This is a genomic window from Saccharopolyspora antiqui, assembly GCF_052246905.1.
Classification (GTDB): Bacteria; Actinomycetota; Actinomycetes; order Mycobacteriales; family Pseudonocardiaceae; genus Saccharopolyspora.
In genome coordinates, this window is the sequence record NZ_JBQQBO010000031.1 from 13,379 (window position 1) to 27,238 (window position 13,860).

A 13,860-nucleotide genomic window follows, 5' to 3' on the forward strand; every position below is an offset into this window, starting at 1 on the left:
GGTATCGCAGCGACTCTACCAAGCACTTGCTTGTTCAGCTAACCTCGATGTGCCGCAACCGCAACGCCGAGCTAGGAGCGCCCGATGGCAGCAGAGCAGGAGGTCGTGCACTACGAGCGCCGGAAGCAGGTCGCCGTGGTGACGATGAACCGGCCCGACTACCGCAACGCGCAGAACTCCGCGATGACCTACGCGCTCGACGACGCCTTCTACCGGGCGTGCGAGGACGACGAGGTCAAGGTGATCGTGCTGGCAGGCGCCGGTGCGCACTTCTCCGCCGGGCACGACATCGGCTCCCCGGAACGCGACGTCGACGTCAGCTACCCGCGCCGGGCCGGGCTGTGGTGGGACCACACCCGCCACCGCGGCGGCGAGTCGCGGTTCGCCCGCGAGCAGGAGGTCTACCTCGGCATGTGCCGCCGGTGGCGGGAGATGCCGAAACCCGCGATCGCCTCGGTGCAGGGCGCGTGCGTGGCCGGTGGGCTGATGCTGGCCTGGGTGTGCGATCTGATCGTGGCCAGCGAAGACGCCTTCTTCGCCGATCCGGTGGTGCGGATGGGCATTCCCGGCGTCGAGTACTTCGCGCACCCGTGGCTGCTCGGGCCGCGCATCGCCAAGGAATTCCTGTTCACCGGCAAGCGGATGAGCGCGCGGCGCGCCTACGAGATCGGCATGGTCAACCGCGTCGTGCCGCGCGAGGAACTACCGGACACCACCGTGGAACTGGCTTCCGATATCGCCGAGATGCCCGGATTCGGGTTGGCGCTGGCGAAGAAGGCGATCAACCAGGCCGAGGACCTGATGGGCCTGCAAAGCGGAATGGATTCGACCTTCGGGCTGCACCACTTCGCCCACGCGCACAACGCCGAGGTCGGCCAGGACTCGCTGAGCGGCATGGACGCGCGCAGCATGAAGCGGGCCGCGCGGGAGCGGGAGTAGGGGCCGTGGACCTCTCGATTTCCGCCGCCGACCAGGCGTTCCGCGACGAGGTCCGGGCTTGGTTGCGGGAGCACGTGCCGCGCGAACCATTGCCATCGCTGGAAACCGAGGAGGGCTTCGCCGCGCACCGCCGCTGGGAGCGGCTGCTGCACGAGGCCCGGCTGTCGGTGGTGTCCTGGCCCGAGGAGTTCGGCGGACGCGGTGCATCGCTGCTGCAATGGGTGCTCTTCGAGGAGGCGTACTACGCCGCGGGCGCGCCCGGCCGGGTCAGCCAGAACGGCATCTTCCTGCTGGCGCCAACGCTTTTCGAGCACGGGACGGCCGATCAGCAGCGGCGCTACCTGCCGCGCATGGCCGCTGGCGCGGAGATCTGGGCGCAGGCCTGGTCCGAGCCCGAGGCGGGCAGCGACCTGGCCGCGATCCGCTCCACCGCCCGCCGGGTCGAGGGCGGTTGGGTGTTGTCCGGGCAGAAGACCTGGAGTTCCCGCGCGGCGTTCGCGGACCGCGCGTTCGGGCTGTTCCGCAGCGACCCGGCGGCGCAGCGACACCGCGGGCTGACGTACTTCCTGTTCCCGCTGGACGCCGACGGGGTGACGGTCCGACCGATCCGGCGGATGGACGGCAAGCCCGCGTTCGCCGAACTGTTCCTGGACGAGGTGTTCGTGCCCGACCGCGACGTGCTCGGCGCGGTCGACGAAGGCTGGCGGGTGGCGATGAGCACCGCGAGCAACGAGCGCGGCCTGACGTTGCGCAGTCCGGGTCGGTTCCTGGCGACCGCGCGCCACCTCGCCGAACTGCCGGGCGCGCTCGATGACGATCGGGTCGTCGATGCGTGGATCGGCGCGCAGGCCTACCGGCTGGCCACGTTCGAGACCGTGACGAAGGTCGTCGAAGGAGGGGTGCTGGGTGCGGAGGCCAGCCTGAACAAGCTGTTCTGGTCCGAATTGGACATATCGATGCACGAAACCGCCTGGGAGCTGCTCGGTGCCGAGGCCGAAGGGTCGCCGTGGGTCGAGGGTTACCTGTTCTCGCTCGCCGGTCCGATCTACGCGGGCACCAACGAGATCCAGCGCAACGTGATCGCGGAGCGGGTGCTCGGGCTGCCGAGGGGGTCGCGATGAGGTTCGCGCTGGACGACGCCCAGCAGGACATGGCGGACACGCTGCGGAACCTGCTCGACGCCGCCGACACGCCGCGGATCGCCCGCGCCTGGGCCGTCGGTGACGCCGAGCCGTGGCGGAAGTTGTGGCGCGGACTCGCCGAACTCGGCGTCACCGGGCTCACCACCCCGCACCGCTACGGCGGACTCCAGCTCGGACCGGTGGAACTCGCCGTCTGCCTGGAACAATGCGGCTACGCCGCGCTACCCGGTCCGCTGGTGGAATCGCTGGCCTTCCTGCCCCGGTTGCTGTCCGACCAGTGGCTGGCTGAGCTCGCGGCGGGCCGATCGGTTGGCACCGTCGTCATCGCCGAGCACCTGCCGTACGCCCTCGACGCGGACCAGGCGGACGCGGTGTTCGGCTGCGCCGACGGCGCCGTGCGGCGAATCGGCGGAATCCGGTTGAGCCGACGGGAATCCTTCGACCCCACCCGGCGATTGTTCGCGGTGCGGCACTCGTCCTCCGAACTCGTCGAATCGGGTGACTTCGACGTCGCTTTCGACCACGGGGTGCTGGGCGCGGCCAGCTATCTGCTCGGGCTCGGGCGGCGGATGCTCGACCTCTCGACGGCGTACGTCGGGCAACGGCACCAGTTCGGCCGCCCGGTCGGCGAATTCCAAGCGGTGAAGCACCACCTGGCGAACGCCCTGCTGGAGTTGGAATTCGCCCGCCCGCTCATCAGGGGCGCGTGCCTGTCGGTGGCCGCCGACGGAGCCTGGCGTTCCCGCGACGTGTCGGCGGCCAAGGTAGCCGCCGGTGAAGCGGCCTACACCGCGGCGCGCACCGCGCTGCAGGTGCACGGTGCGATCGGCTACACCGCCGAGCACGACCTGCACCTGTGGTTGACCAAGGCGACCGCGCTGCGCTCCGCATGGGGCACCCCGGCCTGGCACCGCCGCCGCGTCGCCGCTGCCCTGGCCGTCGACACCGCCACCCCCATCGGGGGCACCCGATGCGCTGGCCACGAACCTTGAGATCGCAGCGGTGCGCCGGGGCTGACGCGAGCGGCCCCGGCGAGCGGTTCCGGACGAGGCATTGGGAGGCGTAGTGCGTTTCGCGTTCACCGAGGAGCAGGACGAACTGCGGGCCACCGTGCGCAGACTGCTCGACCGGCACGGTGGCCCGCCGATCCCCGCACCGGATGCCCCGGACCCCGGCTACGACCCGGTGCTGTGGAAGCAGCTGGCCGAAATCGGGGCACCCGGCCTGGCCATCCCGGAGGACTGGGGTGGCAGCGGGTTCAGCCTGCTGGAAACCCTGATCGTCGTCGAAGAACTCGGCAGGCGGCTGGTGGCGAACCCGTTCCTCGGCAGCGCCGTCATCAGCGCGCAAGCACTGCTGGCCACCGGCGAGGCCGACACCTGCGCACGTCTGCTGCCCGGCATCGCCTCCGGCGAACGAGTCGTCTCGCTCGCCTGGGCGGAACCGGATTCCCCCTGGGATACCAACACGTGCGCCACAACCGCACGCCTCAACGACAGCTCGACGCCCGACGCCCACACCGAGCGTCCGAAGTACGTGCTGGACGGGCAGAAGTCATACGTGCTCGACGGGGCGCAGGCCGACACCGTGCTCGCGGTCGCCCGGACTGCCGACTCGCTGGGTCTGTTCGAGCTGACCCCGGAACCGTCCACTGTGGTCGCCGCGACACCGCTGGATCTCACCCGGCGGATGGCCGAGGTCCACCTCGCCTCCACACCCGCAACGCTCATCGGGAAAGCGCCGCTGCGACGCACGCTGGATGTCGCAGCCGCCGCGCTCGCCGCCGAGCAGATCGGCGCAGCCCAGCGCTGGCTGCACGAGACGGTCGAGTACACCAAGCTGCGCAGGCAGTTCGGCCGACCCATCGCCTCGTTCCAAGCGATCAAGCACCGCCTCGCCGACTGCTACGTGGCGATCGAGTCGGCCCGCTCGCTGTCGTACGCGGCCAGCTGGACGGTGTCCACACACGACGAACGAGCCGCCGAACTGGCGGCCATGGCCAAATCAGCCTGCTGCGAGGCGTACTCGACGATCGCCGCCGAAGGCATCCAACTGCACGGTGGAATAGGCATCACCTGGGAACACGAAGCCCACCTGCACCTGAAAAGAGCCCACGCAGCCACCCACCTGTTCGGCACCCCCCACCGGCACCGCACCCGCCTCTCCCCAGCAACGCGCCCATGATCCTCGGGAACCCGGCTCGTCTCCGTCGGCGACCATCACGTCCGCGCGTTCCTCCAGACCGAGTCCTTCAGAACGTCGTCGTCATGCCGCCGTCGACGGAAATGGTTTGACCGGTGATGAAAGAAGCGGTGTCGCCAGCCAGGAAGACCACGACACCGGCGATCTCCTCGGGTCGCCCCCAACGGCCGAGCGAGGTCCGGGACCGCAACCAGTCCGCCCACTGTGGATCTTCGGCCAGCTGGGCGTTGACTTCGGTGGCGAAGGTGCCCGGCGCCACCGAGTTCACCGTGATGCCGTTGGGGCCGAGGTCGGCCGCCAGAGCTCTGGTGAGCCCGTCGAGCCCAGCTTTGACGGTGGCGTACGCGACGTCCCCGGGCCGCCCGAGCTGGCCGATCACCGACGAGACGTTGATGATCCGGCCGGGCTTGCGCAGGCTGACCAGACCATGGGCGACGGTCTGGCTCAACGCGTAGGCGGATGTCAGGTGGACATCGACCATTCGGGTCAGATCGCCCGGCGTCAGCGAGTCGACGCCACGCCGGTCGCGGTGGCCGACGTTGTTGACCAGCACGTCGACCGAACCGAGGGCAGTCACCGCTTCCCGCGCCGCGTCGAGATCGGTGACGTCGAAAGCGGCGGCGTCGACGTCGAGCCCCTCGCCCCGTAGTCCCGCCGCCACGCCGTCGAGGGCGACGGGGTCACGCCCGTTGAGCACCACCCGGGCACCGGCCCTGGCCAGACCGCGCGCCATCGCCAGCCCCAGGCCGCGTACCGAGCCGGTGACCAGGGCGTTGCGCCCCGCGAGTGAGAAATCCGTGCAGTCGCCCATCCCACCACCTCCAATGAAACGACTGTTTCAACCACTGTAGCGGCGGGGCGCCGAACCGGAAAGGGAACGATGTGCGGCCGCAATGCCGTCATCGCGGCGGCGCGCGGAACTCCTCGACGCCTGCCGCACCCACAGTAAGGTCGGGGAATTCGCTGCCCCTGAACAGGTTCGTCGACGAACCGAACCTCGTGTCGTGTGCAGGTCCGGGACCGCACCGCCTGACCTAAGTCCGATTGGCCGGGCTGTACCCTTCGACGGCGAGCAAGATGCGGGCGCGTGCGTGCGGTGCGGGAAACCGAGCGCCTACGGCAAGCGGGTAATTTTCGGCAGAGCGTACTGAGCCGGGACCACACCGGCGACCTCGCGGTGTCCGGTCCCGCTCCTTTCGCGGTCAGGTGAGTTGGACGATCGCTTGGGCCCTGGCCAGGACTTGGGTGCCTTCGGTCGTGGCGGACAGGTCGACCACGACCCGCTTGCCATCGGTCTTGTCCACCACGCGGCCGGTGACCACGACTTGGACTCCTTCGTCGTCGTCCGGAACCACTACCGGGTTGGCGAAGCGGACGCCGTACTCCAGGACCGCGCCCGGGTCGCCCACCCAGTCCGTGACCAGGCGGGCTGCTTCGGCCATGGTGAGCATGCCGTGCGCGATCACGTTCGGCAGCCCCGCTTGCTTGGCGATCCGCTCGTTCCAGTGGATCACGTTGAAGTCCCCGGATGCTCCGCAGTACTTCACCAGCGTCAGGCGCTGGATCGGGTAGCGCGCGGGGCCGATCTCGGTGCCGACCGCCACGTCGTCGTAGCGCACGCTCGCCGCCATGGATCACTGCCCCGCCTGCCCGGCCGCGGTGCCCCGCGACACGATGACGTTCACCGTCGTGCACACCAGCTCGCCATCGGCGTCCCGGATGTCGGTCTCGATGCGCACCAGTTCGTTGCGCCCCGCATCGCGGATCTCGGCGATCCGCCCCTGCGCGGTGAGCACGTCACCGGCGCGGATCGGCCGTCGGTAGCGGAACTTCTGCTCGCCGTGCACCACCAACCGGTAGTTGAGGCCGAAGTCGGGATGCCGGATCGGGCTGTTCGGCGACGCGGCGCCAGCGGCCACGATCCCGAAGGTCGGCGGGGCGATCACGTCCGGATGGCCGAGCTCCTGCGCCGCCGCCGGACTGCGGTAGGCCGGGTTCTCGTCGCCGATGGCGTCGGCGAACTCGCGGATCTTGCCGCGCGTCACCTCGTACGGCTCGTCGCAGCTGAAGGTGTGCCCGATGAAATCGCGGTTGATGGCCATGGAATTCCTCTCCGCTGCCGCCGACGCCGCCATCCACCCGGAGATCAACCGAGGCGTTCGAGGATGGTCACGTTGGCGGTGCCGCCGCCTTCGCACATCGTTTGCAGACCGTACCGGCCGCCAGTGCGTTCCAGCTCGGCGAGCAGCGTCGTCATCAGCTTGGTGCCGGTGGCGCCCAGCGGGTGGCCCAGGGCGATCGCGCCGCCGTTGGGGTTGACCCGCGCCGGGTCGATGTCGATCTCCCGCAGCCAGGCCAGCACCACGCTGGCGAAGGCCTCGTTGATCTCGACGACATCGAGGTCGGCGGCGCTCAGCCCGGTCTTGGCCAGCGCGTGCCGGGTCGCCGGAATCGGTGCCGACAGCATGAAAACCGGGTCGTCGCCGCGCACGCTCATGTGGTGCACGCGCGCTCGCGGCCGCAGATCGTGGTCGGCGACGGCTCGTTCCGAGGCGACCAGCAGCGCCGACGCGCCGTCGGAGATCTGGCTGGCCAACCCGGCGGTGATGCGGCCGCCGTCGCGCAGTGGTTTGAGGCCTTCGAGCTTCCGCTTGTCGGTGTCGCGCCGCGGCCCTTCGTCGCGTTCCACCCCGGCGATCGGTGCCAGCTCCTCGTCGAACCGGCCGGTGTCGATCGCCTCGACGGCCCGGCGGTGGCTTCGCAGCGCGAATTCTTCCATGTCGTCGCGGGAAATCCCCCACTTCTCGGCCATCAGTTCGGCGCCGCGGAACTGCGTCACCTCCTCGTCGCCGTACCGGTACTGCCACCCGGCCGAACCGGAATTCGGGCCGTAGGCAACGGGGAACCCGAGCTCGGCGGCCCCGAGCAGGGCGCTGCCGATCGGGATGGCGCTCATGTTCTGCACGCCACCGGCGATCACCAGGTCGGCCGTGCCGCTGAGCACGGCTTGGGCGCTGAAATGCACTGCCTGCTGGGAAGATCCGCACTGCCGGTCGATCGTGACGCCGGGGACGTGCTCGGGGTAGCCCGCGGCGAGCCAGCCGGTGCGGCCGATGTTGCCCGCCTGCGCGCCGACCGCGTCGACGCATCCCCACACCACGTCGTCGACCGCGGCCGGGTCGATCCCGGTTCGCGCCACCAGGTTCCGCAGCACGTGGGCGGACAGGTCGGCCGGGTGGATGCCGCTGAGCCCACCGCCGCGCTTGCCGACCGGGGTCCGCACCGCGTCGATGATGTACGCCTCCGCCATGACCGCCCCTTCCGCACGGGTACCGACCGGCGGATCCGGGCGAGGCACCGGCCGGACGCGCTGAATCCGCCAGACACCAGCAGACTAGCGACCGGCAGCCAGCTGAACAAGCAAGCGTTTGGTAGCGGACCGGGGTTCGCGGACGCCGTGCCGCACCGGTACAGCGGCCCGAGCGGCGGTCCGGTCGGCCACCAGTCGCGCCGTTGCCGACCTGCTCACCATGCCGCGCTTCGCCGGAACCGGAACTGACGGATCCTGGAACATCTCGGCGAGGCGCCACACCTGGACGAACGGCCGGAGATCGAACGGCGCGGGCTATGGTCGATGCCCGAAGTCCCGAACAGGCCGGGCGAGCGCTGTTGAAGATGCGCGGTACCCCGACACACCAATCGTTCGAGCACGCACGGTAATCACATGATCGCAGAGCGCTGTGGTACGGTCTCGCGCAACGGCGTATGCAGTTGCATGTGCAGTTGAGGCGAGGGAGATCCGATGAGTGATCAGTTCGAGGTCCCGGTCGCCGCGCTCGCGGGTGTGACCTGGCGAAAGTCTCGCCACAGCGGAAAATGGGGCAACTGCATCGAGCTCGCGGCCCTCGACAACGGCACCATCGCGCTACGCCAATCGAACCAGTCGGACGGGACCGCGTTGATCTGCACCCGAGCCGAACTGGCCGCCTTTCTCAGTGGTGCCAAGGACGGTGAATTCGATGACCTCGTCCGCTGAGGCCCATCCTGATCCCAGCATTCGCCTGCGCCAACTGGTGGCACGCGGTTTCCGGCTGATGCCGCCGGTGCGGGACACCGACGGCGAGCTGATGGCCCTGATCTACGTGCGCCCGTCAGGCGACATCATCGACATCGTGGAACTGCGCGGCGAGGACGATGTGCGCGCCGCACGGGTTTCGCGCGGCGCGCACACGCTGGACGATCTGAGCGCGGCGCACTGGCGGACGGCTGGTGCGGCCTGCGATGTCCTGGACCAGGTGCTCGCGCTCCCGGAGCGGCTCATCATCGTGCGCACGTGATGCCCGCCGCCTGAGAACTCCTGCTCCGGAAACCCCACGGTCAGCCGAGCTTGGCCAGCAGCTCGCTCGCCTGCGGGGCGAAGGACGGGTCTTCGGTGCGCGCGGCGCGGCCGAGCAGGTCGCGCGCCTGCTGGAGCTCGCCGCGCTGGTAGCGGATCTCGCCGACGCGGTAGGCCGCCTCGGCGATGAGTTCCGGGTCTTCGGTGTGCGCCAGGGTGTATTCGTAGTGCCGGGCCGCCTCGGCGTGTTCGTCCCGCCAGTAGTGCATCTCCGCCAGGTGGGCGGCGGCCAGCGCGGCCGTGGGATGCCCGAGGTCGATCAGCGCCAGGAACCACGGTGTCGCGGCGTCGAGGTCGTTGCGGCGCTTGGCGATGACCCCGAGGTTCATCGCGGCCTTCGCCGACAGCTCGGGATCGTCGGATTCCCACGCCCGCAGACTCCATTCGCGGGCCGCCACGTCGTCCTCGGCGTGATAGGCCATCGCAGCCAGCTCCAGCAGCGCTTCCCGCGCGTAGCGGTCCTGCGGAGCGGACTCGATCAGATGCAGGTAGACCTGCCGGGCCTGTTCGAGATCGCCTTCCGCGCGCAGCGATTGGGCCAGCGCGTAGCTGGCCATCGGGGAGAACTGCTCGTCGTCGCCGCCAGCGGCCTCGCGGAACATCTCGATCGCCCCGGCCGTGTCGCCCTCGTCGCGCCGCTTGAGCCCGAGCAGCGCCTTCATCGCGGTGCCCAGGACGTCGTCCGGGCTCTGCATCAACTCCTCCACGGCGGCCGGATCGTCGTCGCGCAGCAACTCGATCAGCCGGTACTTCGCCATCGCGGCGGACTGCTCGTCGCCGGTGCTCAGCACGCGTTCGTAGGCTTGCCGGGCGCCCACCTGATCGCCCCGCAGGTGCAGCGCTTCGCCCAGTGCCAGCACCGCTTCCGGCGCGGGGTTCGGGGCACCGATCTCCACCGCGCACCGCAGGTAGACCAGCGCGGCGTCGTAGTCCTCGGCCTCGATGAAACCGGTGCCGGTCTCGTGGGCCCACTCCGCGACGTGGTGCTCGGGGACCGCTTCGACCATTCGGCGCAGGGTGTCGGCCGCGGCGAGGTGATCACCGGCGGTCCGCTGCGCTTCGAGCACCACGCGGACGTTGTTCAGCGCGTCTTCAGCCATGTCGTTGTCGTCCGTGTGCGCTGCGGTCCGGACGAAGGCCGCGACCGCCCCCGCGAGATCTCCTTCCCCGTACCGGATCAGGCCCATTCCGAACTCGCCGCGCGCTGCGATTCCCGGCTCCTCGCACCTGCTGACCCGCTCGAACTCGATCCGGGCCGCATCCTGATCGCCTTGCGAGAGCAGCAGTTCGCCGAGTCGGCTGCGCACGGCATCGGAATGCCCGGGCACGCCGAGTTCGACGGCCTTGCGGAACCAGCTGATGGCCTCGGCCGGGTCGTCGGCGCGCTCACCGAGCAACCCCATCCCGATGATCGCCGTCTCCGGGTCGCTCGAAGTCGTCGCCCGGCGCAGCAGTTCCAGCGCCGCGTCGGCGGTTTCGGCGATCTTTGTGATGCGGCCGATCTCTGTGATGCGCCCGATCTGCGTGATGCGGTGGTGCAGCGCCGCCCCGAACTGCTCGGGCGACTCGGCGGATTGCTCGGCCCGGTCCCAGATCGCCTTCGCTTCGACCGGGTCACCGGCAACGTGGTGGAGGTACCCGAGCAGCAGACCCGCATCCACCGCACCGACACCGGAACCTGCGGTGATGGCCTGCCGGCAAGCGGCCCTCGCGCCTTCCGGGTCGTTCAACCCCGCCAGCAGCTGCGCCAGCAGCACCCCGGCGCGGGCCACCGCCTCCGGCTCGTCGGCGCAGACCGCGCGGCGGTACCAGACCAGCGCCATCGCCTGTTCCCGCTGCTGCTCGGCGAGTTTGCCGAGGGCGATCTGCGCCTTCGGCGCGAGAGCGGGGTGTCCGTGGTCGGCGACCATCCGGAACAGCACCCGCGCATCGGGACTGTCCTCGTCGGCCAGTGCCCGGCCGTAATCCAGCCCGAGTTGCGAGCACACCTGCAGGTCGTCCCCGGACGCCCCACCCAGGATCGGCGCCGCGGCCGACAGGTCCGTCAAGGCCGCGCACCAGAAGTCGGCGACCCGTGCCGAGCCGTAGTGCTCGCCGATCGCCGCCCGAGCGCCTTCGACGTCACCGTCGTGGATCAGCCGGAATGCCCGCTGTTCCGCGGTTTCGGCGCCCATCTGCTGGTAGACGTACGGTGTGATGTCCGGGTCGTCGAACTCCAGCGCCCGGTCGTAGGCGGCCCTCGCCCCCACTTCGTCCCCGGCGTCCCGGAGCAGGTTGCCGAGGTTCAGCGCGGCGTGCGCCTGGGCGCCCGGCACACCGGAGGAGATCGCGCGTTCGTAAGCCTCCCGCGCCGGGGCGGTTTCGCCTTTCCTGGCGAGCAGAACCCCCATGTTGACGGCGGAGTGGGCGGCCGCCGTCCGGGAGCCCACCGACTCCGCGCGGCGGAAGGCGTCGATCGCGCCGTCGACGTCGCCGCGCTCATCGCGCAGGGCGGCCAGTCGAAGCGCGGCCTCTGCGGCGTTTTCGGCGTCGCTGGCGGCGACCTCGGCCAGCAGCGCGTCCGCCCGGTCCAGTTCGCCCGTGCCCCGCAACAGATCCGCGAGGCTGCACTTCGCCACCGCCGCCTCGTCGGCATCGCTGCCCTGCGCGGCGTGTTCCCACGCCGCCGCGGCGGCTTCGACGTCGCCGCTTTCGTTGCGCAGTGCACCGAGGAAGAGCCAGCCCTGCTGGACCTTCTCCGGGTGACCGGCCTCGACCACCAGCCGCAACGCCCAATCGGTGAACTCGACCGAGCCGCGGCTCTGGTACCGGTGCGCCAGGTTCAGGCACAGTTTCGTGGCGGTGTAGTGGGGTTTTTCGTCGTCGACCAGCGCGCGGAAGCTGGCCCGCGCGGGTTCCAGTTCCTGCCGGATGGCGCGCATGCCGAAGGCCGCGATCGGTGCGGCGGCGGAGGTGGAGCCAGCGGCCTGGGTGAACAGCTGCAGCGCCGACTCCAGGTCGTCGGCCTCGACGAGTTCCTCACCGAGCAGGAACGCCGCGCGCGGCCCGAACTCCGGGTGGCCGCTGGCCGCGGTCCGGCGGTAGAGGTCCAGCAGCTCGTCGTGCCGGTCCCACCTCCGGTACAGCAGCGCGAGCTTGCCGAACACCTCGCTGACCACCTCGGGATGCCGGGTGGCCAGCGCGGTCTCGAACGCCGCGATGGTGCCTTCGAGATCTCCGTGGTCCAGCAGCAGATCGCCGAGCTGCGCCGCCGACCAGGGGCGAAGCGCCGGGTGCCCTTCGTCGACGACCCGGCCGAGCAGGCGCAGACCTTCGTCGTGCCGCTGTTCCCGGAACAGCCAGTTGGCCAGCAGGTGGCCCGCCTTCGTCCAGACGAGCTGGTTCGGCGACTCGACCAGCCGGGTCAGCACGTCCACCGCGGTCGACACGTCGCTGGCCATCAGGTGCTCGGCCTTGACCACCGAGGCCAGGTCGCGGACCTCCGGTTCGGCATCGGTGACGAGCTGGTCGAGCATCAGATCGTCGTTGTTCTCCAACCGGAACAACGCCTGCAGCACCGGACGCGCCGCCGGCTCGTCGAGCAGCGCGCCGCGGAACGCGCCGTCCAGCGCCAGCGATCCTTCGTCGGAGGCCGCCGCCCGCCGCAGCGCCTGCCGGGCGCGGTCGACGTCGCCGATGGTCGCCTCCACCAGGCCGAGGGAGTTGGCCGCCATCACCGACCAGATGCGCGCGTTCATCTCGATGACCTGCTGGTAGGCGGCCCGCGCGGTGGCGAGGTCACCGACCTTCGCCGCCTCGCGGGCCCGCAGCGCCAGCTGCTTCGCGTCGTCGCTGGCGGGATCCTGCTGGGCGTCCATCACGTCCATCATGGACAGTGCCAGTTCGGCTTGGTGGGCCACGTGCGGATCGTCGGCGTCGGCGGCCTGTCGGAACGCCGCCGCGGCGGCGTTCTGGTCGCCGTGCTCGTAGAGCAGCACGCCCATGTTGTAGGCGGCCAGCGATGCTTTCTCCGGGTGCCCGGAATTGGCGACCTTGCCGAAGGTTTCGACCGCCGCGGCGATGTCGCCGTCGTCGCGCTGCAACTCGGCCAGCACGCCGAGCGCCTCCACCGAATAGCGCGGGTGGCGGGTGTTGATGACCCGCTGGTAGGTGTCGCGGGCCTGGTCGGGTCGGCCGAGTTCGCGCAGTTGCATGCCCAGGTGGATCAGCGCGTGCAGCCGGACGTCCGGGCGCGGATCGTCGGTCGCGCGCCGGAACGCCTCGGCCGCGCCGGACGGATCGGCCATGTCCTCCAGCACGCCGCCCAGCAGCACGTGGCCCCAGCCGAGGTGTTCCGGGTGGCGGTAGGCGATGATCCGCTCCGCCATCCGCCGTGCTGTCCCGGGATCGTCGACGTGCAAGCTGTAGAGCTTCGCGGCGCCCAGCGAGCCGTAGTTCGGGTGCCCGCTGTCCAGCAGCCGCAACAGGATCGGCTCGGCGTCGTGGTCCCGGCCCTGCTCCAGCAGCGAGCAGGCCTGCTCGTAGGCGACCTGCAGGTATTCCTCGGCGGAGCGTTCCCCCGGCGCGGGCAGGTCGAGTTCGGAGGCGAGCTCGACCACGCCGGGGTCGTGGCAGGTCAGTGCCCGATCGCGGGCCTCGCGGGCGCCCGCGGTGTCGCCGAGCATGTGCAGCACCTGCGCCAGCAGGGCATCGGCCCGGCCCGCCGCATCCGGGTCGGCGCCGTCGGCGGCGACCCGCAGCACCGCCTGGGCGGCGGTCAGGTCGTCGGCGTCGAACAGCAGCAGCCCGAGCGAAATCGCGGCCATCTGGGCGTAGATGGGATGTCCGGAGTCGATCGCCCGCTGGTACATCCCGCGCGCGCCGGTCTCGTCGTCGCGTTCGGTCAGCAGCTCGCCCAACAGGCATGCCGCGTGCACGGCGGTGTCGAAATCGCCGTCGGCCAGCACGGTGCGCAACTCGTGCTCGGCGGCAGCATGATCACCGTTGATCCACAGCTGTCGGGCCCGGGTGACCCGCTGTTCCCACAGTGACATGCCGTGCCTCCGATCAGGTGATCATCGATCGCGGCGAGAATATCGGTCCGCCACCCTGAGTTGCGGCCAATCCCCGTCATCGAATGCCCGACAAAGATCACCTGGCCAGGCAGCAACCTACCGGACCCGTTGCGCGTCCTACCGGCTT

General features: G+C 70.3%; 11 protein-coding genes. 6 read left to right on the top strand and 5 right to left on the bottom strand.

What is annotated here, in order from left to right; genetic code table 11:
- Nucleotides 1–84: 84 nt before the first annotated feature.
- The 4 genes from ACTWQN_RS33235 to ACTWQN_RS33250 all read left to right on the top strand — a co-directional run bounded on the left by ACTWQN_RS33235 (nt 85) and on the right by ACTWQN_RS33250 (nt 4,265).
- Nucleotides 85–939 carry an enoyl-CoA hydratase gene (locus ACTWQN_RS33235; protein WP_443207602.1) on the top strand — a complete coding sequence of 285 codons (855 nt, stop codon included), beginning with the start codon at nt 85–87 and terminating at the stop codon, nt 937–939.
- A gap of 5 nt (nt 940–944) precedes the next feature.
- Complete coding sequence (locus ACTWQN_RS33240) at nt 945–2,060, top strand: acyl-CoA dehydrogenase family protein (RefSeq protein ID WP_443207603.1); 1,116 nt, start codon at nt 945–947, stop codon at nt 2,058–2,060.
- Nucleotides 2,057–3,073 (top strand): acyl-CoA dehydrogenase family protein, encoded by a 1,017-nt coding sequence (locus ACTWQN_RS33245; protein WP_443207604.1) that lies wholly within the window; start codon nt 2,057–2,059, stop codon nt 3,071–3,073. The genes ACTWQN_RS33240 and ACTWQN_RS33245 overlap by 4 nt, the downstream gene beginning before the upstream one ends.
- A gap of 73 nt (nt 3,074–3,146) precedes the next feature.
- Nucleotides 3,147–4,265, top strand: coding sequence for an acyl-CoA dehydrogenase family protein (locus tag ACTWQN_RS33250; protein WP_443207605.1), 1,119 nt, complete (start codon nt 3,147–3,149; stop codon nt 4,263–4,265).
- A 67-nt stretch (nt 4,266–4,332) separates the two neighbouring features.
- Here the strand turns inward: ACTWQN_RS33250 and ACTWQN_RS33255 are convergent, their stop codons facing one another.
- From ACTWQN_RS33255 to ACTWQN_RS33270, 4 genes are all read right to left on the bottom strand, one after another.
- Nucleotides 4,333–5,094, bottom strand: coding sequence for an SDR family oxidoreductase (locus ACTWQN_RS33255; protein ID WP_443207606.1), 762 nt, complete (start codon nt 5,092–5,094; stop codon nt 4,333–4,335).
- Between the two features lie 391 nt (nt 5,095–5,485).
- A complete protein-coding gene (locus tag ACTWQN_RS33260) occupies nt 5,486–5,914 on the bottom strand; it encodes a MaoC family dehydratase (protein ID WP_443207607.1) in 429 nt (142 codons plus the stop codon).
- Nucleotides 5,915–5,917: 3 nt separating this feature from the next.
- Complete coding sequence (locus tag ACTWQN_RS33265; protein ID WP_443207608.1) at nt 5,918–6,385, bottom strand: MaoC family dehydratase N-terminal domain-containing protein; 468 nt, start codon at nt 6,383–6,385, stop codon at nt 5,918–5,920.
- Between the two features lie 44 nt (nt 6,386–6,429).
- Nucleotides 6,430–7,593, bottom strand: a complete 1,164-nt coding sequence (locus ACTWQN_RS33270; protein ID WP_443207609.1) for an acetyl-CoA C-acetyltransferase — start codon at nt 7,591–7,593, stop codon at nt 6,430–6,432.
- A 492-nt stretch (nt 7,594–8,085) separates the two neighbouring features.
- Between ACTWQN_RS33270 and ACTWQN_RS33275 the strand changes: the two genes are divergently transcribed.
- Together ACTWQN_RS33275 and ACTWQN_RS33280 are read left to right on the top strand one after the other, a co-directional pair.
- Nucleotides 8,086–8,319 carry a DUF397 domain-containing protein gene (locus ACTWQN_RS33275; RefSeq protein WP_443207610.1) on the top strand — a complete coding sequence of 78 codons (234 nt, stop codon included), beginning with the start codon at nt 8,086–8,088 and terminating at the stop codon, nt 8,317–8,319.
- The gene (locus ACTWQN_RS33280; protein ID WP_443207611.1) at nt 8,303–8,620 is read left to right on the top strand and encodes a hypothetical protein; all 318 of its coding nucleotides are present in this window, start codon (nt 8,303–8,305) and stop codon (nt 8,618–8,620) included. The genes ACTWQN_RS33275 and ACTWQN_RS33280 overlap by 17 nt, the downstream gene beginning before the upstream one ends.
- A gap of 40 nt (nt 8,621–8,660) precedes the next feature.
- On the opposite strand, the gene ACTWQN_RS33285 is transcribed toward ACTWQN_RS33280, so the two are convergent.
- Nucleotides 8,661–13,712 carry a tetratricopeptide repeat protein gene (locus tag ACTWQN_RS33285; protein WP_443207612.1) on the bottom strand — a complete coding sequence of 1,684 codons (5,052 nt, stop codon included), beginning with the start codon at nt 13,710–13,712 and terminating at the stop codon, nt 8,661–8,663.
- Nucleotides 13,713–13,860 lie beyond the last annotated feature (148 nt).

Bases quoted from the DNA above. Each gene is read 5' to 3' on its own strand.
- ACTWQN_RS33280 (WP_443207611.1), top strand. From the start codon at position 8,303: ATGACCTCGTCCGCTGAGGCCCATCCTGATCCCAGCATTCGCCTGCGC.
- ACTWQN_RS33275 (WP_443207610.1), top strand. From the start codon at position 8,086: ATGAGTGATCAGTTCGAGGTCCCGGTCGCCGCGCTCGCGGGTGTGACC.
- ACTWQN_RS33270 (WP_443207609.1), bottom strand. From the start codon at position 7,593: ATGGCGGAGGCGTACATCATCGACGCGGTGCGGACCCCGGTCGGCAAG.
- ACTWQN_RS33260 (WP_443207607.1), bottom strand. From the start codon at position 5,914: ATGGCGGCGAGCGTGCGCTACGACGACGTGGCGGTCGGCACCGAGATC.
- ACTWQN_RS33265 (WP_443207608.1), bottom strand. From the start codon at position 6,385: ATGGCCATCAACCGCGATTTCATCGGGCACACCTTCAGCTGCGACGAG.
- ACTWQN_RS33285 (WP_443207612.1), bottom strand. From the start codon at position 13,712: ATGTCACTGTGGGAACAGCGGGTCACCCGGGCCCGACAGCTGTGGATC.
- ACTWQN_RS33235 (WP_443207602.1), top strand. From the start codon at position 85: ATGGCAGCAGAGCAGGAGGTCGTGCACTACGAGCGCCGGAAGCAGGTC.
- ACTWQN_RS33245 (WP_443207604.1), top strand. From the start codon at position 2,057: ATGAGGTTCGCGCTGGACGACGCCCAGCAGGACATGGCGGACACGCTG.
- ACTWQN_RS33255 (WP_443207606.1), bottom strand. From the start codon at position 5,094: ATGGGCGACTGCACGGATTTCTCACTCGCGGGGCGCAACGCCCTGGTC.